The organism is Amycolatopsis granulosa (assembly GCF_011758745.1).
In the GTDB taxonomy this organism is placed as follows: domain Bacteria; phylum Actinomycetota; class Actinomycetes; order Mycobacteriales; family Pseudonocardiaceae; genus Amycolatopsis_E; species Amycolatopsis_E granulosa.
In genome coordinates, this window is the sequence record NZ_JAANOV010000001.1 from 2,241,845 (window position 1) to 2,262,730 (window position 20,886).

At 70.3% G+C, this 20,886-nt stretch carries 18 protein-coding genes; 4 read left to right on the forward strand and 14 right to left on the reverse strand.

Annotation, left to right across the window (positions count from 1 at the left end; genetic code table 11):
• Positions 1 to 4: 4 nt before the first annotated feature.
• Complete coding sequence (locus FHX45_RS10820; RefSeq protein ID WP_167108733.1) at positions 5 to 2,068, reverse strand: UvrD-helicase domain-containing protein; 2,064 nt, start codon at positions 2,066 to 2,068, stop codon at positions 5 to 7.
• Between the two features lie 80 nt (positions 2,069 to 2,148).
• On the opposite strand from FHX45_RS10820, the gene FHX45_RS10825 reads away from it, so the two are divergent.
• On the forward strand, positions 2,149 to 2,880 hold the full coding sequence (locus tag FHX45_RS10825; protein ID WP_167099577.1) for a DUF4191 domain-containing protein: 732 nt from the start codon (positions 2,149 to 2,151) through the stop codon (positions 2,878 to 2,880).
• 49 nt (positions 2,881 to 2,929) lie between these two features.
• On the opposite strand, the gene FHX45_RS10830 is transcribed toward FHX45_RS10825, so the two are convergent.
• Complete coding sequence (locus FHX45_RS10830; RefSeq protein ID WP_167099579.1) at positions 2,930 to 3,409, reverse strand: RDD family protein; 480 nt, start codon at positions 3,407 to 3,409, stop codon at positions 2,930 to 2,932.
• A 162-nt stretch (positions 3,410 to 3,571) separates the two neighbouring features.
• Between FHX45_RS10830 and glnA the strand changes: the two genes are divergently transcribed.
• Complete coding sequence (glnA, locus tag FHX45_RS10835; protein WP_167099582.1) at positions 3,572 to 4,996, forward strand: type I glutamate--ammonia ligase; 1,425 nt, start codon at positions 3,572 to 3,574, stop codon at positions 4,994 to 4,996.
• Between the two features lie 187 nt (positions 4,997 to 5,183).
• On the opposite strand, the gene FHX45_RS28600 is transcribed toward glnA, so the two are convergent.
• The 10 genes from FHX45_RS28600 to FHX45_RS10885 form a co-directional block, all read right to left on the reverse strand.
• A complete protein-coding gene (locus FHX45_RS28600; RefSeq protein WP_208405879.1) occupies positions 5,184 to 5,783 on the reverse strand; it encodes an HAD-IA family hydrolase in 600 nt (199 codons plus the stop codon).
• Positions 5,784 to 6,009: 226 nt separating this feature from the next.
• Positions 6,010 to 6,918: an NAD-dependent epimerase/dehydratase family protein gene (locus FHX45_RS10845; RefSeq protein ID WP_167099588.1), complete on the reverse strand. Its 909-nt coding sequence runs from the start codon at positions 6,916 to 6,918 to the stop codon at positions 6,010 to 6,012.
• 19 nt (positions 6,919 to 6,937) lie between these two features.
• Entirely contained in the window at positions 6,938 to 7,789 is an 852-nt protein-coding gene (locus FHX45_RS10850) for a class I fructose-bisphosphate aldolase (protein WP_167099590.1), read from the reverse strand.
• Position 7,790: 1 nt separating this feature from the next.
• Positions 7,791 to 8,996, reverse strand: a complete 1,206-nt coding sequence (gene dhaL, locus FHX45_RS10855) for a dihydroxyacetone kinase subunit DhaL (protein WP_167099592.1) — start codon at positions 8,994 to 8,996, stop codon at positions 7,791 to 7,793.
• Positions 8,993 to 9,994, reverse strand: a complete 1,002-nt coding sequence (locus tag FHX45_RS10860; RefSeq protein WP_167099594.1) for a dihydroxyacetone kinase subunit DhaK — start codon at positions 9,992 to 9,994, stop codon at positions 8,993 to 8,995. The genes dhaL and FHX45_RS10860 overlap by 4 nt, the downstream gene beginning before the upstream one ends.
• A gap of 21 nt (positions 9,995 to 10,015) precedes the next feature.
• Positions 10,016 to 11,002 (reverse strand): sugar ABC transporter substrate-binding protein, encoded by a 987-nt coding sequence (locus FHX45_RS10865; protein ID WP_167099596.1) that lies wholly within the window; start codon positions 11,000 to 11,002, stop codon positions 10,016 to 10,018.
• A 24-nt stretch (positions 11,003 to 11,026) separates the two neighbouring features.
• Positions 11,027 to 11,992 carry an ABC transporter permease subunit gene (locus tag FHX45_RS10870; RefSeq protein ID WP_208405880.1) on the reverse strand — a complete coding sequence of 322 codons (966 nt, stop codon included), beginning with the start codon at positions 11,990 to 11,992 and terminating at the stop codon, positions 11,027 to 11,029.
• A gap of 68 nt (positions 11,993 to 12,060) precedes the next feature.
• A complete protein-coding gene (locus FHX45_RS10875) occupies positions 12,061 to 13,617 on the reverse strand; it encodes a sugar ABC transporter ATP-binding protein (RefSeq protein WP_167099600.1) in 1,557 nt (518 codons plus the stop codon).
• A 158-nt stretch (positions 13,618 to 13,775) separates the two neighbouring features.
• Entirely contained in the window at positions 13,776 to 14,495 is a 720-nt protein-coding gene (locus FHX45_RS10880; RefSeq protein ID WP_167099602.1) for a helix-turn-helix domain-containing protein, read from the reverse strand.
• 38 nt (positions 14,496 to 14,533) lie between these two features.
• Positions 14,534 to 15,658: a substrate-binding domain-containing protein gene (locus tag FHX45_RS10885; RefSeq protein ID WP_167099604.1), complete on the reverse strand. Its 1,125-nt coding sequence runs from the start codon at positions 15,656 to 15,658 to the stop codon at positions 14,534 to 14,536.
• A 224-nt stretch (positions 15,659 to 15,882) separates the two neighbouring features.
• On the opposite strand from FHX45_RS10885, the gene FHX45_RS10890 reads away from it, so the two are divergent.
• Both FHX45_RS10890 and FHX45_RS10895 read left to right on the forward strand, forming a co-directional pair.
• Positions 15,883 to 16,860, forward strand: coding sequence for a substrate-binding domain-containing protein (locus tag FHX45_RS10890; protein WP_167099605.1), 978 nt, complete (start codon positions 15,883 to 15,885; stop codon positions 16,858 to 16,860).
• 24 nt (positions 16,861 to 16,884) lie between these two features.
• Positions 16,885 to 17,286, forward strand: a complete 402-nt coding sequence (locus tag FHX45_RS10895) for a nuclear transport factor 2 family protein (RefSeq protein ID WP_167099607.1) — start codon at positions 16,885 to 16,887, stop codon at positions 17,284 to 17,286.
• Positions 17,287 to 17,386: 100 nt separating this feature from the next.
• On the opposite strand, the gene FHX45_RS10900 is transcribed toward FHX45_RS10895, so the two are convergent.
• Positions 17,387 to 17,812, reverse strand: a complete 426-nt coding sequence (locus FHX45_RS10900; protein WP_167099609.1) for a thioesterase family protein — start codon at positions 17,810 to 17,812, stop codon at positions 17,387 to 17,389.
• A 57-nt stretch (positions 17,813 to 17,869) separates the two neighbouring features.
• Positions 17,870 to 20,848 (reverse strand): bifunctional [glutamine synthetase] adenylyltransferase/[glutamine synthetase]-adenylyl-L-tyrosine phosphorylase, encoded by a 2,979-nt coding sequence (locus tag FHX45_RS10905; RefSeq protein WP_167099612.1) that lies wholly within the window; start codon positions 20,846 to 20,848, stop codon positions 17,870 to 17,872.
• Between the last annotated feature and the right edge of the window lie 38 nt (positions 20,849 to 20,886).

Below are 20,886 nucleotides of genomic sequence, written 5' to 3' on the forward strand. Positions count from 1 at the left end.
AGGATCAGGAGCGCTGTCGGCGCAGCAGGGACAGCACCTCGTCGCCGAAGCGTTGGACCTTGGTGGGGCCGATGCCGGAGATCGAGACCAATCCGCGCGGGTCGTCGGGGCGTTGTTCGGCGATCGCGATCAGCGTGGCGTCCGTGAAGACGACGAACGGGGGCACCTTCAGCTCCCGCGCCCGCTCCGCCCGCCACTCCTTCAACCGGTCGAGCAGGCCCTCGTCCAGGTCCGACGGGCACCGCGCGCAGCGGCCGAGCTTGACCTCCAGCGTGTTCGCGAGCTGCTCGCCGCACATGCGGCAGCTCGGCTTCGTCCGGGTGGCCGGTTGCCTTCGCGGCACCCGGGCCGCCGGGTGCTCCTCGGGCACCAGCCCGTACAGGAACCGGCTCCGTCGCCGGTGCCGACGCCCGCCCGGGTGCCGCGACAACGACCACGACAACCACAGGTGCTCCCGCGCCCGCGTCACCCCGACGTAGAACAGCCGCCGCTCCTCCTCGATCGCCGCGTCGTCACCGTCCGCGCGCTGGATCGGCACCGTGCCCTCGGCCAGCCCGACCAGGAACACCGCATCCCACTCCAGGCCCTTCGCCGCGTGCAGCGACGCGAGCGTCACCCCCTCGACGGTCGGCGGGTGCTGCGCCGCCGCGCGCTGCTCCAGCTCCGCGACATAGCGGCCCAGCGACACGTCCTCGACCGTCGACACCAGCTCCTCCGCCAGTTCGACCAGCGCCAGCAGCGCGTCCCACCGCTCCTTCGCCGTCCCGCCCGCCGGCGGCTGTTCGGTGAGCCCGACCCGCGACAGCACCGTGCGGACCGCCGGCACCAGCTCCCCCGGTGGCGGGTCGCCCGCGGCCGTGCGCAAGGCCACCATCGCCTGCCGGATCTCGCGGCGCTCGAAGAACCGCTCCCCGCCACGGACCAGGTACGGGATCCGCAGGTCCGTCAGCGCCTGCTCGTAGACCTCCGACTGCGCGTTCACCCGGTACAGGATCGCGACCTCGCTCGCCGGCACCCCCGAGTCGAGCAGCTGCCGCACCCGCCCGGCGACCGCACCGGCCTCCGTCGGCTCGTCGTCGAACTCCGCGAACCGCGGCTCCGGACCGTCCGGCCGTTGCCCGATCAACGTCAGCCGGGAGCCCGCCGGACGGCCGCGCGCGGCACCGATCACCTTGTTGGCGAGTGCGACGACCTGCGGTGTGGAGCGGTAGTCCCGCTCCAGCCGGACCACCGTCGCCTCCGGGAACCGGCGGGTGAAGTCGAGCAGCGGCCGTGGCGAGGCGCCGCCGAAGGAGTAGATGGTCTGGTTCGCGTCGCCGACGACCGTGATGTCGTCACGGCCTCCGAGCCACGCGTCGAGCAGCCGCTGCTGCAGCGGCGTGACGTCCTGGTACTCGTCGACCACGAAGCACCGGTACCGGTCGCGGAACTCACGCGCGACGTCGGCGTTCTCCTCCAGCGCGGCCGTGGTGTGCAGCAGCAGGTCGTCGAAGTCGAGCACGCGGGCCGCGTTCTTGACCTCTTCGTACTTCCGGTAGACCTCGGCGACCTGCGCGGCCTGCACGGGGGTGTCCCGCTGCAGGCGGGCGGCCTGCGCAGGGTAGTCGTCCGGGCTGATCAGCGACGCCTTCGCCCACTCGATCTCGTTCGCGAGGTCCCGCAGGACCTCGGTGTCGCTGCTGATCCGCGAGCGCTGCGCCGCCTGGGCGACCAGCCGCAGCTTGCCGTCGAGCAGGTCCCACATCCGGTCGCCCACCACCCGCGGCCAGAAGTAGCGCAGTTGACGTCGGGCGGCCGCGTGGAACGTCAAGGCCTGCGCGCCGTCGACCCCCAGCGCCCGCAGCCGGGTCCGCATCTCCCCCGCAGCGCGCGCGGTGAAGGTGACCGCGAGCACCTGACTCGCGGCGACGTGCCCGGTCGCGATCAGGTGCGCGATGCGGTGGGTGATGGTGCGGGTCTTGCCGGTGCCGGCGCCGGCCAGGACGCAGACCGGTCCGCGGGGGGCTGCGGCGGCGGCACGCTGCTCGGGGTCCAGCCCGTCCAACAGGCCCGTCGGGGACTTCGTCACACGTGCGCTACCCACCCCGGCATCCTCGCAGAGGGGACCGACAGGATCGCGCCGCCCCGCCCGGCCGTATCCTGGTTCATATGGCGGGAAAGCAGGACAAAGAGGCTGCCAAGCAGGCCAAGGCGGAACGGCGCGCCGAGAGCAAGGCCAAGCGCGGCCAGATCTGGGAAGCGTTCAAGATGCAGCGCCGGGAGGACAAGGCGCTGATCCCCTGGTTGCTCGGCGCGTTCCTGGTCGTGGTGGCCGTGTTCGTCGTGGCCGGGCTGCTTCTGAAGATGCTGTGGGTCCTGCTGCCGCTGGGCATCGTCCTCGGCGTGATGGCCGCGTTGATCATCTTCGGCCGCCGGGTCCAGCGCACCGTCTTCGGCAAGGCCGAGGGCCAGCCCGGAGCCGCGGGCTGGGCGCTGGACAACCTGCGCGGCCGCTGGAAGGTGACCCAGACGGTGGCCGCCACCACGCAGCTCGACGCCGTGCACCGCGTGCTCGGCGGGCCGGGCGTCGTGCTCGTCGGTGAGGGCGCCCCGCACCGCGTGCGGAACCTGCTCACGCAGGAGAAGAAGCGCGTGGCCCGGCTGGTCGGCGACACCCCGATCTACGAAGTCGTGGTCGGCAACGACGAGGGCCAGGTCCCGCTGCGGCGCCTGTCCGCGCACATGATGAAGCTGCCGCGCAACCTGCGTCCCCCCCAGGTGGACGCACTGGAGGCCAAGCTCGCCGCGCTCGGCAACCGCGGTGGGGCGGCGATGCCGAAGGGCCCGATCCCGCAGGGCGCGAAGATGCGCAGCGTGCAGCGCGTCATCAAGCGCCGCTGACCGCTGACACGAGGAAGGCCCCGGCCCGCCGGCCGGGGCCTTCCTCATGTCAGCGCATCCGGACGACCACCGTTCCGGTGAGCCGGTCGAGCCAGCTGCGGCCGTCGGCGTTGCGGATCGCGGCAGGGATGATCACGAAGGTGAGCGCCGCGCGGACGATCGCCCGGGGCACGCCGACCATCTGGGCGCCGTCCAGCCGGGCGACGCGGATCCCGGTCGCGAACATGCCCGGGGTGAAGCCGAAGAACGACGCCGGCACGACCGTGACGACCGCCCACACCCCGATCGACCACAGGTTGTAGGACTGCATCGTGGCCGTGTCCTGCAGGTCCGGCCGGATGAACAGGGACGTCAGCAGGGACGCGACGATCAGGTCGATCACCAGCCCGAGCAGGCGGGAGCCACCGCCGGCGACCGAACCGGCCCCCTGCTCGGGGAGCCCGAGCCGTTCCCCGCGCCAGCGCGGAGGGTCCTCGGCGTCCGCGCCCGGCCGGGGTGCGGACAACCATTCACCGGTCCATCTCGCCACCCGACCAGGGTAGGCCGGTGGCGTGCGCCACTGCCGCCCGGTCCGCCGGGACACCCGTTAACATCCGCGAAACATACGGGTGACGGTCGGGCAACACCGTTCTCCTAGCGTGAGCCGAAGAGAGTACTGCCCCCGGCAATGCGTATGAAGGAGTTACAGAGGGTGACCACTACTCCAGACGATATCCAGCGTCTCATCGCCGATGAGAACGTGCAGTTCGTAGACGTCAGGTTCTGTGATCTGCCGGGTGTGATGCAGCACTTCACCGTCCCCGCGAAGGCTTTCGACGCCGACGCGTTCGAGGAGGGCCTGGCCTTCGACGGTTCCTCGGTGCGCGGCTTCCAGTCGATCCACGAGTCCGACATGCTGCTGCTGCCCGACCCGGAGACGGCGCGGATCGACCCGTTCCGCAAGGAGAAGACCCTCTCCCTCAACTTCTTCGTGCACGACCCGTTCACCCGTGAGGCGTACAGCCGGGACCCGCGCAACATCGCGCGCAAGGCCGAGCAGTACATCGCCGAGTCGGGCGTGGCGGACACCGTGTACTTCGGCCCGGAGGCCGAGTTCTACGTCTTCGACTCCATTCGCTTCTCGTCCTCGGAGAACGCCTCGTTCCACGAGATCGACTCCGTCGAGGGCTGGTGGAACACCGGCCGCGAGGAAGAGGGCGGCAACCGCGGGTACAAGACCCCCTTCAAGGGCGGCTACTTCCCCGTCCCGCCGGTCGACCACTTCGCCGACCTGCGTGACGAGATCAGCCAGCGGCTGATCAACTCCGGTTTCGAGCTGGAGCGCGCGCACCACGAGGTGGGCACCGCAGGCCAGGCCGAGATCAACTACCGGTTCAACACGCTGCTGCACGCCGCCGACGACCTGCAGCTGTTCAAGTACATCGTGAAGAACACCGCGTGGAACGCCGGCAAGACCGCGACCTTCATGCCGAAGCCGCTGTTCGGCGACAACGGTTCGGGCATGCACTGCCACCAGTCGCTGTGGAAGGACGGCCAGCCGCTGTTCTACGACGAGTCCGGTTACGCCGGCCTGTCGGACATGGCCCGCCACTACATCGGCGGCATCCTGGCCCACGCCCCGTCCCTGCTGGCGTTCACCAACCCGACGGTGAACTCCTACCACCGTCTGGTGCCGGGCTACGAGGCGCCGGTGAGCCTGGTGTACTCGCAGCGCAACCGCTCGGCCTGCGTCCGGATCCCGATCACCGGGTCCAACGCCAAGGCCAAGCGCATCGAGTTCCGGTGCCCGGACTCGTCCGGCAACCCGTACCTCGCGTTCGCCGCGATGATGATGGCCGGCCTGGACGGCATCAAGAACAAGATCGAGCCGCCGGAGCCGATCGACAAGGACCTCTACGAGCTGCCGCCGGAGGAGGCCAAGGACGTCAAGCAGGTCCCGGCCAGCCTCGACGAGGTGCTGAACAACCTGGAGGCCGACCACGACTTCCTGACCGAGGGCGGCGTGTTCACGCCCGACCTGATCGAGACGTGGATCTCGCTCAAGCGGGAGACCGAGATCGACCCGCTGCGGCTGCGCCCGCACCCGTACGAGTTCGCGCTGTACTACGACGTGTGATCCGAGGTGGCGCGCTGAGCTGCTGGAACGCGGTCAGCGCGCCGCTCGGGCGCGTTACCTCGCGCTTCCATGGCCCGCCGGCACCGCGCCGGCGGGCCATGGCACGTGACGGCCAAGAGCGGTCGAAGCCGGGCCGCATTCGCGCTGACCAGCGGAAACGACCAAGAGTGTCGCGCCAATGAAGCGGCTAGGTCACCTGTGCCGAAATCGTCGCCTCAAGTTCGGCTACTGCCTGTGAATTGTTCCGGTACAGCACGGCGTGGAGGCCGGCCTCGCGGGCTCCGGTGACGTTGACCTCGAGATCGTCGAGGAAGATCGTCTCCTCGGGAGCGACACCGAGCCGGGTACAGGTCAGCTGGTAGATCCGCGGATCGGGCTTGTTCATCCCAACCTCGTGCGAATAGACGAGGTCGTCCACGAGCGCGGGAAAATCGTAAGCCTCCTGCTCACGCTCGCGCGCACCGACGAAGCTGTTGCTGAGGATGCCGGTCCGATACCGGGGCCTCAGCCCCCGCAGGTACTCGATCAGCTCGTCGTTCCCGATACCGAGATATTCACTCCACATCTGCGACATCATCAGCTCGACTTCCGCACCGGAGAGATCCAGCCGGTCTCCGATCGAACGATGAACGTGGTCTTCGGAGACACTGCCGACCGAACCCCCGGCCCACACGTCGGCCAGACGCCGCCCGATCTCTCCCGGGGAAAGCCCCAGCTTCGACTCCCAGTTCCAGGTGAAGGTCATCTCCTGGGTGATCTCCAGTACCCCGCCGATGTCGAACACCACCGCACGTATCCCCATTGCCGCAAGCTAAACCCGGGCACGCTTCACGACAACAGCGAACCGGCTGCGCGCACGGCTTCGGCGAGCCTGTGGATCTCGCGTTCACCGGACAGGAACGCGCTGCGTTTTCGGCCTGTCGAGAGCGCCCGGCGGGCGCTCTCGACAGGTAGACCTCCGCCACACGCGAAAAGGACTCGGCTGCCCGCGAATCGTCCCGGGCAGCGGCGTGTCAGGCCAGCGACTCCGTGATCCACTCGGTGACCGACGTGTGCCGTGGCCGCCAGTCGAGCTCCGCACGGGGCGCCACCCCGCGGACCCGGCTGTTGGACCCCAGCGCGTAGACGGCGGGCTCGTAGCCCCATTCCGCGATGGCCGACTCGATGTCGAGGGGCTCGGGCCCGGGGAGTCCGAGGGCACCGGCGATGGTTTCGGTGATCTCGCGGAAGCTGGCCTCCCCGTTCTCCACGAAGTAGAACGAGCCGGGAGCGGCACCGTCCAGCGCGCGGAAGTAGAGATCGCAGACATCCGCCAGGTGCACGTTGGACCAGATATTCGCGCCGGGGCCGATGTGGCGGACGACGCCCGTCCGGCGGCTGGTGGCGACCAGACGCGGGATCTGGACGCTGTCGGCGCTCAGTCCCAGGCCGGTCCCGTAGATCATGGAGTTGCACAGGACGACCGACCGCACGCCGCGGTTCGCGGCGGCGAGGACCGCGCGGTCGATCGCCACCCGGGCCGCCTTGTCCGGTGCCGGCTGCCACCCGGCGCCTTCGGCCACGTCGGCTTCGGTGTAGACCTCCTCCTGCGGTTCGCCGGCGGTGGCCTCGCCGACGATGCTGGAACCGCTGGTGTGCAGCAGGGGTTTGCCGGAGCCCGCGAGTGCGGTGACCAGTGCGGTGACGGCGCCCGCGTGGTCGCTGTCCGCCGCGTTGATCACCGCGTCGGCGGCTCGTGCCTCCCCGGCGAGAACGTCGGGCCGGTCGAGGTCGCCGAGAACCGGATCGACGCCCCGCGCGCGGAGGGCGGCGACCGTGCTCTCCGAGCGCGTCAGGCCACGAACGTGGTGCCCGGCTTCCACCAGTTGCACGGCGAGCGAGCCGCCGAGGTAGCCGGTCGCTCCGGTGAGGAAGATGCGCATGAACGTGTTGCCCCTCGTGTCAGTGTCGGCTGTCCGGCTCGGTGCCGGACAGGATGTCTCGCGCGGTCTGCAGCGGCGTCTCCGGTTCGTGCACCAGTGTCATGAGCGCTCGAACCATCCGCCGCGGATGGGGATGGTGGATGATGTTGCGGCCGTACACGATGCCCGCCGCACCCTGCCGCATGATCTGCGCCGTGCGTTCCAGCAGCTCATCGTCGGGAGCGCGGCCACCCCCGCGCACGAGGACCGGCACCGACGTGGCGACCTCGACCACCCGGTGGAACTCTTCCGGATCGGTGCACGGATCGGCCTTGATGACGTCGGCACCGAGCTCGGCGGCCTGGCGGACCAGCGCCATGATCTTCACCAGGTCGCCGTCGACCTGGTAACCGCCCCGCGAGTTGGGCGCCATCACCAGCGGCTCGATCATCAACGGCATGCCTGCCCGCTCGGTCGCGCGCTTGAGCCGGGATATGTTGCGAATGCACTGGTGGTGCAGTTCGGGCTGGTCCGGCAGCTGCATCAGGTTGACGACCACGCAGACCGCGTCCGCGGCCACCGCGATGTCCACGACCTCGTCCACCAGCGTCGAGAACGGGTGCCGCGGCAACGTCGAACCGTACACATTGGACACGTCGGTGCGCAGCGCCAGTGCCGGACGGCGGCGCCCGCGCAGCCCGTCGAGGTGGCGCACCATGCCCGGGGTCAGCTGGATGACGTCCGGTTCGGCCTCGGCGAGGGTGTGCACGGTCGTGCGCATGTTCTCGATGCCACCGAGGAAACTGGGTTCGTCGACCATGCCGTGGTCGATGGCGACGTCGAGGCAACGGCCGCTGGCGTTGAACATCCGGTCCAGTCGTGGGGTGACCATGTCAGCGCGCGTCCTCCGGCGGGTAGACCGAAACCATGTCCGGCGGCAGGTCGAGCAGCGGGCAGTTGCCGAGTTCGTAGATGAAGTCGAGCTTGGGTTCGGTGCCCAGGTAGTAGTGGACGTCGGTCTCGAACTGCCCGGTCTGCAGCACACCGATCCCCTTGTCGCGGAATCCGGCGAGCACGCGGTCGATGTCCTCGTCGGGGATCTGTTCCTTGATGTGGTGCAGTCCCTCGCCCTTGCGGGCCAGGTGGTCCTCGTAGATCGTCGGCCCGTACACCGGCTGGATGATCTCCAGCTGCATGTCGCCGATCCAGGAGATCGCGATCAGGAACTTGAACGGTTCGGTGACCTCCTGATCGGCGACCTTGAGGTACTTCATGGTCTCTTCGGTGAACGTGAGGACGGTCCACGGACCGATGCCCAGGTTCTCCACCCAGGACCGCATGCTCTTCTCGAGATCGCGGGTGATGAAGGCGATCTGGTAGATCTTGCGGCGCTTGTTGAGTTCGGTGAGTTCGGCGTTGTTCATCGGTTGCCTTCCGTGTCGAGAGGTGGACGACGTGAGGTGGTCGTCCGCCCAGTCCGCCATGGCCGTGAAGATCAGCGCGGTGGACAGGGCGCCCGGGTCGGGGTGGCCGAGGGATCGGTCTTTCAGGCTGACGGCCTTGCCGAACCGGGCGAGGTAGTTCCTGGTGCGGTCCGCGCCGTCGGCAGCGGCCTCCGCCGCACGGCGCACCGCGGTGCGGAGGTCGTGGCCGGCCGCGGCGCTTTCGGCCAGCGCGCGGGCGGCTGGTTCGAGCGCGTCCACCATGGTCTTGTCCCCCGGTGCCGCACCACCGCGCTCGGTGATCTGGGCCAGGGACCGGGCGAAGTGGTCGGCGAGCCCCGCGACGTCGATGTGGCCGGCTGCCGCGCGGTCAGCTGCCCCGGCGCGGAACAGGAGCCCGAAGATGACCCCGGATGCACCACCCATGCTGCGGAGGAGAGCGTTCCCCGCCGTGGTGAACACCGCGTGCACGTCGTCGAAGGTGGCGCCGGCGAGCGCGGCGCGCGCGGCGGTGAAGCCGCGGGTCATGCCGAGGCCGTGATCACCGTCCCCGACCTCGCGGTCCGCCTTGCTCAGCTCGGGCTCGGCGGCGATGACCCGGTCGGCCACGTTCACCAGCATGTCCCGCAGCTGGCCTGCGGCGAGTTCGGTCGTCATGATCCGTTCACCCCGTGGAAGAACGAGGTGCGGGCGGGCGCGTCGTAGTGCGGCCGCAGTTCGGGGGGCATGGCGAACACGCTGAGCGAGAAGCCGTGCATTTCCTGGCTGGTGGCGAACTCTCCGACCTGCGTGTCGTGGATCGCGACTCCGCGCTCGGTCAGGTTCTCCACCGCCCGCCGTGCCGCGATGAACAGTTCGGCGCGAGTCGTCGCGCCGAGTCCGTTGACCAGCAGGCACACCGGGTCTCCGGCGGGGACCGGACGGTCGGCGAGGACCAGGTCGAGCATCGCGTCCACGGTGTCGTCGGCGGTCATCAGGTCCGCGCGGCGCACCCCGACTTCGCCGTGCATCCCCATCCCGATCTCCATCTTCCCGTCCGGCAGCTCGAAGGTCGGCCGGCCGGTACCGGGGACGATGCCCGCACCGCTGGCCACACCGATGCTGCGGGTGCAGTCGGCCGCTTGCTGGGTGAGCGCACGAACGCTCTCCAGCGGCAGCCCGGCTTCGGCGGCGGCGCCGGCGATCTTCGCGGCGAAGAACCCGCCCGCGATGCCCCGCCGGTCGGCCATCCGGTCGGGCCCGGCCGCGGCGACGTCGTCGGCGATCCGGACCGTCTCGACCTGGTGCCCGTCCTCGCGCAACAGATCCGCCGCGAGGTCGAAGTTGAGCCGGTCGCCGGAGTAGTTGCCGTACAGGAAAAGCACGCCGTGTCCACTGTCGACGGACTTCGCCGTGGTCACGATGCTGTGCGGGTCGGGAGCAGCGAAGACGTCGCCCTGGCAGACCGCGTCCGCGAAACCCGGACCGAGGTATTCCAGCCAGACCGGCTCGTGCCCGCTGCCACCGCCCGAGACGATCGCGACCTTCCCGGTTCGCGACCGCCGCCGGATGGCGAGCGCGCCGGGCACCGCCTCGAAGTCCCGGCCGTGAACGGCGAGGAACCCGTCGAGGGTCTCCCTCGCCACCGCATCCGGTTTGTTGATGAACTTCCGCATGGTTTCTCCGAAACTGCGTCGTCAGCCCGCGTGGGTCGCCAGGTATTCCTGGACGGGGGCGGGGTTGTCGTGGGTGAAGGCGGGGCCGGGCGTGTAGTGCTCGTACGGTCCGGTGTTCTGTCCGCTGTGGATCTGCTCGGCGATCTTGATCACCTCGCCCGCCCAGGACGCGGCGTCCTGGCCGGTGGTTTCGACGACGGTGCCGGCCGGGTCGAGCAGGAGCTGTCCGACGGTCGGGTTGATGCCGATGCCGAAGACGACCGCCTTGCCGGTGAGGCCGCGTGCCCTGATGGCGTTCGCGGCGGCGACCACGCCGTCCTCGTTCTCGGCGAGGAAGACGTCGACGTCGGGATGCGCGGCGAGGATCGAGGTGGCCACCGGTGTCGCCTTGTCCACGACGAATCCTTCCTGGGCGGCCGCGACGTCGATGTCCAGGCCGGCCAGTCCCTGGTCGAGTCCCTCGCGCCGTTGCTTGCACACGTCGTAGGTCTCGCACGTCAGGTAGGCGATGGTGGCCTTGCCGCCGAGCTTGGTCCGGATGTAGTCGGCTGCCGCGGCGGCGGTGGTGGCACCGAGCTTGCGCTGGTCGTTGGTGACGAAGGCCCGGGTGAGCTGCTGGTCGTCCGGCGCGTTGAGGCAGGTGTTGTAGCAGATCACCGGAACACCGCTGGAGTTCAGGCGGCGCAGCGCGGCCAGTGATCCGGTGGGTGAGACGACACTGGCGATGACCATGTCCACCTTGCGTGTCCCGCACGCGGTGAGGACCTGGTTCTCCTTGGCCGAATCGTTGCTGACGTCCTGGACGTCGAACGTCATGCCGTGCTGGGCGCCCTGGTTCTGCAGGGCGGTGGTGAACTCGGCGAACGTGCCGGTCGGGAACAACGTGGTGACACACGCGGTGAAGCGGTTGCCGCCGCCGGGGGCCGACGTGCACCCGACGAGCACGAGGAGGCCGGCGGCGAGCACGATCGCGGCTGTCCGCCGTGCCGCGGTGAATCGGCGTTTCATGATGGGAAGTCCTTTCTCACCCGGCTAGTTCCGGCCGGTACCGATGAGCCGCCGGGGCCGCGACGACGGCTTGATGGCGCTGACGAGTACGGCCAGCAGCACGATGGCGCCGTTGGCGACGTTCTGCGCGTAGCTGTTGACACCCAGCAGCACCATGCCGTTGTTGAGCACGCCGATGAACACCACGCCGAGCAGCGTCCCGACCATCGAGCCGCGACCGCCGTAGAGGTTCGCGCCGCCGACGATCACGGCCGTGATGACCTCGAACTCGACACCCGTGCCGATGGTGGGGTTGCCCGCGCCCAGCTGGGACGTCTGCAGCAGCCCGGACACCGCCGCGAGCAGTCCGGTGGTGGCGAACAGGGTCGTCCGCACGGCGCGCACCGGGATCCCGGACAGCCGCGCGGCTTCGGCGTTGCTGCCGATCGCGTAGACGCTGCGGCCGAACGTGGTCCGCTTGGCGATCAGCCAGAAGATCAGGAACAGCGCCAGGAAGATCACCGCGGGAACGGGCACGCCGAGCACGGATCCGTTGCCCCAGGTGGCGAAGCCCGGATCGGTGATCGGCAACGGGACCGCGTCGGTGATCAGCAGTGCCAGGCCGCTCAGCGCCGAGAAGAGCGCGAGGGTCACGATGAAGGACGGCATGTTCAGCACGGCGCGCACGAGCCCGGCACCAGCGCCGATCAGCGCGCCGAGCACGCACACGGTGACCGCGGCCAGCCACATCGGCCAGTGCTGGTGCACCACGAGGACACCGAACAACGACGAGTTGAACGCGATCGCCGAGCCGACGCTGATGTCGATCTCGGCGGCCACGATCACCAGCGTCATGCCGAAGGCGATGATCCCGGTGAACGAGAGCTGCCGCGCCACGTCCAGCAGGTTGCTGCCGCTGAGGAAGTTGGGGGCGGCGAAAGACAGCACCACGACCAGCGCGACCAGCGCACCGAGCAGGCCGAGGTGATCGCCGCCGACGCGACCGGTCACCCGTGCCAGTGCACCTCGCGGTGGAGCGGGCTCGGAGGCGGGCCGGGTTGCGGTGGGTGCGGGGGTGGTCACTGCTGTCCTCCCATCGCCAGGGCCATCACCGAGGGCAGCGCGGTGTCCGCGACCTCCGGTTGCGCCACCACGTGGCCGTCGCGCAGGACGAGCAGCCGATCGCACACTTCGAACAGCTCCTCCAGTTCGGAGGAGACCATCAGGACCGCGGCTCCGGTTGCCGCCAGATCCCGGATGAGCTGGTAAATCTGGTCCTTGGCCTCCACGTCGACCCCGCGGGTCGGCTCGTCGAGCAGGAGCACGCGGGTACCGGCGTTCAGGAGCTTGCCGAGGACGACCTTCTGCTGGTTGCCGCCGGAGAGGGTGCCGACCGCGGTGCGCAGCGACGGTGTCTTCACCGAAAGGCGCGTGCAGCTGGCGGTCGCCGTCCGGCGTTCGCGCCCGGCGGAGAGCAGGCCGCGCGACCGCACGGCGGGCAGGGACGCCATCACGAGATTGGCCGAGACGCTCATCCCCAGTGCCAGTCCCTCCCGCTTGCGGTCTTCCGGAGCGAGCCCCACTCCGGCGCGTATCGCCTGCCGGGGGTTGCGCGGCCGGAACGGCTGCCCGTCGAGCCGCATCGACCCGCTGGCCGGCGTCGTGAGGCCGGACAGGCAGCGGAGCAGCTCGGTGCGCCCGGACCCGAGGAGCCCCGCGATGCCGACGACTTCGCCTTCCCGCAGTTCGAACGTAACGTCGCGCACCTTGTCCGCTGTGGACAGTCCGCTCACCGAGAGCACGGTGCGCCCGGCCGCGGCGGTCGTTCGCGGGCGGTGGGAGTGGATCGCGCCTCCGGTCATCATGTCGACGATCTGCGCGGTGTTGGCCTCGCTGATCGGCCGGGTGGCGACGTGCTGCCCGTCGCGCAGTACCGTCACCGAGTCCGCGACCCGGGGAATTTCGTCCATGCGGTGCGACACGTACACCACGGACAGCCCGTCGGCGGCCAGCCGGCGCACCAGCTCGAGCAGGGCCGCGACCTCGGCCGTGGCCAGCGAACTGGTGGGCTCGTCCAGGATCAGGACCTTGCCGCCGTAGGACAGCGCCCTGGCGATCTCGACCATCTGCTGTTGCGCGACGCTGAGTGCGCCGACCTTGGCCTTCGGGTCGATGGCGACGCCCAGGACACCGAGATGCCGCTGCGCGTAGGCGGCCATCGCGGCCGGGCTGATCAGGGGCCCCCGGGTGCCGGCCTCGTGCCAGCGCCCCAGCAGCAGGTTCTCGGCGACCGTCAGCTCGGGCACCAGGCTCAGTTCCTGGTGGACGGTGGCGATGCCCGCCGCCCGTGCCTCGGCGGGTCCGGCCGGCTGCACCACCTGGCCGTCCAGCTCGACACGCCCCGCATCGGCACGCAGCGCACCCGAGAGGATCTTGACGAGGGTGGACTTCCCGGCCCCGTTCTTGCCCAGGAGGGCCCGAACCTCACCGGCCGCCAGGTGGAAGTCCACACCGTCCAGGGCGCGGACACCCGGGTAGTTCTTCACCAGTCCCCGCACGGCCAGGCGCACCGGGCCGCCGCCCGCTGCGTCCGCTCGGCAGACCGACCCAGACGGGTCATCCACGGAGGGCTTCATGCCCTGCTCCTTCCAGCTCATCCCGCCACGTCGCGGGCGACTCGGCGTCGCGTTCGAAATTTCGTCGCGTCGGCCGAATTACTGAACAGTGAAATGGGCTGGGCAGGTTCTGTCAAGAGGCAGAGCGGAGTAGCAGCCCCAGGAGAAGCCCGGGAAACTCAGTCCTGGATCAGCTCGGCGAGCCGGCGAGCGAGCAAGCGCACCGGCTCGGCGTCCTCGTCGGGGTCATGGACCTGGTCGAGATCGACGACGGAGCCGACGGCCGCCACACAGCCGGTCAGGCCACCGACGACGGCCGCGGTGCCGGCCAGCTGCATCTCGCCGAGCTCCGCGTTGGAGGCGTAGCCGCGCTGCTGGGCCAGCGTGACCGCGGCCGTCAGCTCGGCGAGCCGGAACGGGTGCCCGCTCGGCGATTCGGGCACCCGCCCGCGGTGCATCCGTTCGACCACATCGACCGGCAACGCGGACAGCAGTGCGCGCCCGGTGCCGGTGGACCAGGCCGGCATGCGCATGCCGGGCTTCAAGGTCAGCGCCAAGGGACGCACACCGGGCCGGACGGCCAGGTAGGCCACGTCGAGATCCGCCAGCACGGCGAGCACGACGGTACGGCCGCGCAGGCCCGGCGCCTGGGCGCACGCGCGCGGAAACACCTCCAGCAGCCGGCTACCGCCGACCAGCCCGCGGGCGATCCGGCCGATCGCCGGGCCGACCTGCACGCCACCGTCGAGATCGCGGGTCAGCATGCCCAGGTCCAGCAGGACCCCGCAGATGTCGGCCAGCGAACTCTTGGGGGCGTCCAGCCGGCGGCTGAGTTCCGCCACGCTCACCGTTTCGTCCTGCGCGGCGAGTTCCCGCAGAACCCGGGCCGCGCGACGCACGGCGGGCGAACCGCTCCGACCCTCTGCTTGCGCCATCGTCATCCCCACGGCTGGTAGTCGGCGAGAGTGTCCCTGGTGATCAACTTCGTCGGCAGGAGCCTGCGCTTCCCGTCGGCGAGCGCGTCACCGGCGTGCGCCTGGGCGGCGTACTGGACGGCCAGCCGGCCGAGGCGCGCGGGATCCTGCGCCGCGGTCGCCTGCCACGGCCCGCCACTCCCGATCGCCTCGACCGCGACCGCGGCGCCGTCGATGCTCACCAGCGGAACGGCGACACCGAGGTCCGTCATCGCGGCCAGCGCGCCGGCGGCCATCGGATCGTTGATCGCGAAGATCGCGCTCAGGCCGGGATGGCGGGTCAGCAGCCGGCGCGCGATGTGCTCGCCCGAGGCCACAGAGTGATCGCCTCGCTGACGGGCGACGATCGTGATGTCCGGGTGGTCGCGCAGCGCCCCGAGGAACCCGACGATCCGGTCCGCGACCGCGGTCACCGGCTGACCGTCCACGATGGCGACGCTTCCCCGTCCGCCCAGCAGACCGGCCAGATGGCTGCCCACCAGGTGCCCGGCCTGCACGTTGTCCGTGGTCACGGTCGCCCGCGCGCCTTCCGCACCGACGTTGACCGCGACCACGGGGACACCGGCAGCCTGCGCCTTGGCCACGACCTCGCCGACGGTGGTCGAGTGGACCGCGTCCAGCACGATCGCGTCGAGCCCCGCCGCCACGAACTCCTCGATCTGCCGGACCTGGGCTTCGGCATCTTGCTCGGCGTCGACCGCGACCACCTCGGCACCGAGCTCACCCGCCGCCTGCCGGATTCCCGCGATCTCCACCGCGTAGAACGGGTTCAGGCTGTTCGGGACGGTGACGCCGAGCGTGCCGAGCAGCGGCGGACGGGCCGCCTGGGCGGCGGCGAGCTCCGCGACCGCGAGGCCGAGCGTGTACCGGCCGCCCAGGTCCTGCGCGAGCAGCCGCTCCTCCATCAGAGCCTGACAGATCCCGAGGAGGCTGCTCTTCGGCAAGGCCAGGCGCCGGGCCAGGTTCGCGAGCGTCGCCGGACCGTTGCGGGCGAGGTCGTCGAGGACCGCAACCGCGCGGCTGACAGCAGGCACCCGGGAAGCGAGGTCGACAACCGGCCCCTGCTCTCCCTCGCTCGCCTCGGCCACACCAACCTCCCCACGCCCGTCCGCGCGAGCACTTGACACCGACACCCACGAATGTATCTTGTTCACAATACCGCGTTCTCGGCCGAAATATCGACCGACGCTCGATCTCCCTCGGCTCTGCCCTCCCGGAACCGGCCAGGCAGAGCGAACACCGCTGGGCAGCAAACCCCTGGGCCAAGTTCCGCTGCCCGAATCCGACCCGATCCGGCCCGACGGAGACGACGATGTCCCGAACCGCCCGCACGCTCGCCGCCACCCTACTCACACTCACCGCGATCACCACCGCCTGCGCACCCGGCACGGGAAGCCATGCCCGGCCGAAGATCGGTGTGGTGGAACTGTTCTCCAACCCCTTCTTCGCCGAAGCCCGAGCCGGAATGGAGAAGGCCGCCGCGGAAGGCGGTGCCGACCTGGTCATCAACAACGCGAACGCGGACTCCGCCAAGGAAGCCGGCTTCGTCACCACCTACCTCACCCAGAAGGTCGACGCGATCGTGCTGTCCGCGGTGTCCCCCACGGGTTCCCTGGCCACCCTCCACCGCATCAAGGCCGCCCACGTGCCCGTCGTCTGCTACGACACCTGCGTCAACCCACCGGACGACCAGCAACTCGTCGACGCCTTCGTCACCAGCGACAACCGGGGCCTCGGCGCGACAACCGGCCGCCAGGCGGCCACCTACATCAAGGACGAGCTGGGCGGGAGCGCCAAGGCCATCATGCTCACCTGCGAAGAGTTCGACGTCTGCAAACAGCGGCGCGCCGGGCTCGACGCGGAACTCGCCGGAGCCCACCTCGATCTGCTCGCCGAGCAGGAGGGCTACCAGGTCGACAAGGCCACCCCCATCGCCAACTCCATGCTGGCCGCACACCCCGACACCCAGGTGATCATCGTCGAGAACGAGGACGCCATCCTCGCCGCGGCCACCGCCGTCAAAGCACGCGGACTGACCGGGAAAGTGGCGATCTTCGGCATCGACATCGACCCGCAAGTGGCGCTCCTGATCACCCAACCCGCGACCGACGTGAAGTGGACCACCGGTCAATCCCCGTTCGACATGGGTTACCAAGCGGTGCAAGCCGCCATCGCGAGAGCACACGGCCGGCCGGCCGGCGACTTCTACCACTACACCCCATCACCCACGTTCTCCTCGGCGGACCCGGCCAGTGCCCGGAACTACCTCGATTCGCACCACACCAATTGAGCGCTACCAGGAAGGCGACATCGCATGAGCAATCCCGACAACGAAAAGGTCGTTCGCCAGTTCGTCGACGCTCTCAACGACGGCGACCTCACCACCATCGCCGACGTCCTCGCCGACGAGGCGAGCTGGCACCTGCACGGAACCCTGCCCGTCGCGGGTCACTACGAGGGACGTGACGCGGTCCTCAACGACTTCCTCAGCCAGGGGCTCGGGCTGTACGAACCGGGCAGCCTGAAGATCGAACTCACCAGCATCGTGTCGGACGGTCCCACCGTCGCCATCGAATGGCACGCCACCGGGCGCAGCGCCAAGGGAAACCCCTACGACAACGAATACGCCCTGTTCTTCCACCTGACCGACGGCAAGATCACCGCGATCCGCGAGTACTGCGACACGCTGCACGTCAACGACGCGCTCTACGGCTGACCGGACAGTGACCTGGGCCGCGTCCGTACACAATGGACGAGATCCGGGCGCCCTGATCACGGGCACGGCCGGTGGCTACCCACCGGCCGTGCCCGCCGCCTCAGTCGGCGGTGAAGACCGACAGGTCCACGCCGGCCCGTTCGAAGTGTCCACGCGGATCGTCGACCAGCTTGCGCCGCCGCAGGTCCATCAGTCCCAGCGTGCAGGTGATCTCGGCGGCGAGGGTGCCGTCCGCCTTGTGGAGGTCGTTGGTCATGTGGAACGTCTTGCCGGTGCCGAACTTCGCGGCGCAGCCGACGTACACGGTCTCACCGGCCCGGATCTCCCGGCGGAACACGATGTGCGACTCCAGCAGCACCGGCGCCAGCTGCTGTTCCCGCAGCGCCGCGCCCCCGGCCTGATCGAGCGCCTCCGTGCGGGCGACCTCGCCGTAGGAGTGGTAGACGGCGTGGTTGAGGTGGCCGAGCGTGTCCAGCTCGTAGTGCCGGACCTTGATCTCCACCCGGAACGGTTCGCGCTGGGTCACCAGCCCACTGTAAATCGCTGTCGCGCGGCGGTCAGTGGTCCTGGGACGTGCGCCACGTCACGGCTCGTAGAAGAGCCGTTCGACGACGGCGTGCGCCCGCCGGGTGATGCGCCGGTAGGAGTCGAGGAATTCGCCGGGGTCGTCGTCGGCGGTGTAACCGAGGACGCGGGCAACGGCGGCGAGGTCCCGTCCGGAGCTCGGCACCTGGTCGACGGCCTTGCCGCGCACCAGCATCGCCGCGTTGCGCACCCTCGTGGCGAGCAGCCACGCCTCGGTGAGCGACGCGGTGTCCTCCGGATCGGCCAGCCCCGCGTCGGCCATCGCCGCCAGCGCCCCCGGCGTCGACGTGGTGCGCAGCTCCGGGACGTCGAACGCGTGCCGGAGCTGGAACAGCTGCACGGTCCACTCCACGTCCGCCAGCCCGCCGCGGCCCAGTTTGGTGTGCAGCGTCGGGTCGGCTCCGCGCGGCATCCGTTCGGTGTCCACCCGGGCCTTCATGCGCCGGACCTCGCGAGCCCGGGACGCGTCGAGCCCGCCGTCCGGGTAGCGGATCGGGTCGATCATGGTGATGAACCGCTCCCCCAGCTCCTCGTCACCGGCGACGAACCGGGCACGGAGCAACGCCTGCGTCTCCCACACCTCGCCCCAGCGGGCGTAGTAGGCGCGGTACGAGTCGAGGGTGCGCACCAGCGGCCCGCCGCGTCCCTCCGGTCGCAGATCGGCGTCCACCTGCAACGGCGGGTCCGCGCTCGGGGCACCGAGCATCTTGCGCACCGTCTCGGCGACCGAGGACGCGTACCGGACGGCGTCACCGTCGGACACGCCCTCGTCCGGCTGGCACACGAAGAGAACGTCGGCGTCCGAGCCGTAACCCAGCTCGGCACCGCCCAGCCGGCCCATGCCGATGACCGCGAGTGTGGCAGCCTCGCCGCCGAGCTCGGCGCGGCGTTGCCGGATGGCCGCGGTCAACGCGCTCTGCAGGACCGCGACCCACACCGAGGACAGCGCCTCGCACACCTCACGCACGTCCAGCAGCCCCAGCAGGTCGGCCGCCGCCACCCGGAGGACTTCGTGGCGCCGCAACGAACGGGCCGCCGCGACAGCTGCCTTCAGCCCGGGTTGCCTGCGCACGGTCGCACGCAGCGACTTCGCCACCTCGGCGGGGGCGCGACCGGTCAACCGGGCCGGATCGCCGAGCAGCTGCAGGACCTCGGGCGCGCGGACGAGCAGGTCGGGCACCAGCTTCGACGTGCCCAGCAGGGACGCCAGCCGCTCGACGACAGCGCCCTCGTCGCGCAGCACCCGCAGGTACCACGGCGTGTCCTCCAGCGCCTCGGACACCTTCCGGTAGGCGAGCAGGCCACCGTCCGGGTCCGGGGTGTCGGCGAGCAGGTCGAGCAGGACGGGCAGCAGCGCACGCTGGATCGACGCGCGCCGCGACACCCCGGCGGTGAGGGCTCGGATGTGCTGCAACGCGCCGTCCGGCGCCGCGTACCCGAGCGCGGCCAGCCGCTGCGCGGCCTGCTTGGTGGTCAGCCGCAGGTCCTCAGTGGACACGTTCGCCACGGATTGCAGCAGCGGCCGGTAGAACAGCTTCTCGTGCAGGCGGCGGATGCGCTGCACGTGCCGGCGGAACTCGACGAGGAGGATGTCCCCCTCGCCACGGCCCATCTCGGGGCGGACGCCGATCGCGCGGCCGAGCACCCGCAGTTCGGCGGAGTCGTGGAAATCGGGGAACAGGTGGGTGCGGCGGAGGCGGCGCAGCTGCAGCCGGTGTTCGACGGTCCGCAGGAACTCGTAGGACATCTCCAGCTCGGCGGCGTCGCTGCGGCCGACGTACCCGCCGGCACCGAGCGCGGTGAGCGCCTCGACGGTCGACGGCGATCGAAGACTGGGGTCGGCTCGGCCGTGGACCAGCTGGAGCAGCTGGACCGCGAACTCGACGTCCCGCAGTCCGCCCCGCCCCAGCTTCAGCTCGCGCTCGGCCAGTTCGGACGGCACGTGCCCCTCCACTCGGCGGCGCATCTGCTGGACGTCGGCGACGAAGTTCTCCCGTTCGGCGGCCGCCCACACCACCGAGGTGACCATCTCGGCGTACTGGTTGCCGAGGTCCGCGTCCCCGGCGACCGGGCGCGCCTTGAGCAGTGCCTGGAACTCCCAGGTGCGGGCCCACTTCTCGTAGTAGGCGGTGTGGCCCTCGAGCGTGCGGACGAGCGCCCCTTGCTTGCCTTCGGGCCGGAGCGCGGCGTCGACCTCGAAACACGCCTTGCCGACGACCCGCATCATCGTGCTGGCCAGCCGGGTGGCGAGCTGCAGATCGCCGTCGCCGACGAAGATCACGTCGACGTCGCTGACGTAGTTCAGCTCACGGCCGCCGCACTTGCCCATGGCGATGACGGCCAGCCTGGTGTCCCCCAGGCCCTGCGGGGCCTGCTCGGCCTGCGCGATCTCCAGGCCGGTGGCGAGCGCGGCCTCGGCGAGGAGCGTGAGCTGCTGCGCGACCTCGGCGTAGGCGGGCCGGTCGAGACCGGCTTCGACCAGGTGTCCGAGGTCGGTGCCGGCGATTTCGAGGAGCAGGCCGCGGTAGGCGGCGCGGAGGGCGGTCTCGGCCGGGGCGCCGGTGCGGATCTCGCCGTCGTCGCGGACCGCATCGAGCATGGCCTCGGCGTAGCAGTCGGCTTCGGTGCACTTGTCGGCCGCGAGGCGTGTCCACTCGTCCGGGTGGCCGACGAGGAAGTCGCCGAGGGCACTGGACGTGCCGAGTACGGCGACCAGCCGGCCGCGCACGGCGCGGTTGTCCCGCAGCGCCTCGGCGAGCTCCGCCCAGTTCCGCTCGTCGGCTTCCCGGATGCGGTCGAGGCTGCGCAGGGCGAGGTCGGGGTCGGCGCTGCGGGAGAGCGCGACCAGGATGTCCAGGGCCTCCCGGGCCGGCCCGGCGTCGGTCCACCACCCGGCAGCGCGGAGGTGTTCCTCTGCTCGATCGTCGGTGAAGCCGTAGCGCGCAGGGGACCCGGCCCCTCGTGACTGCTCTGCCATCACCGTCCACCGTAGCCGGGTCGCGGGGGAAACCGTTG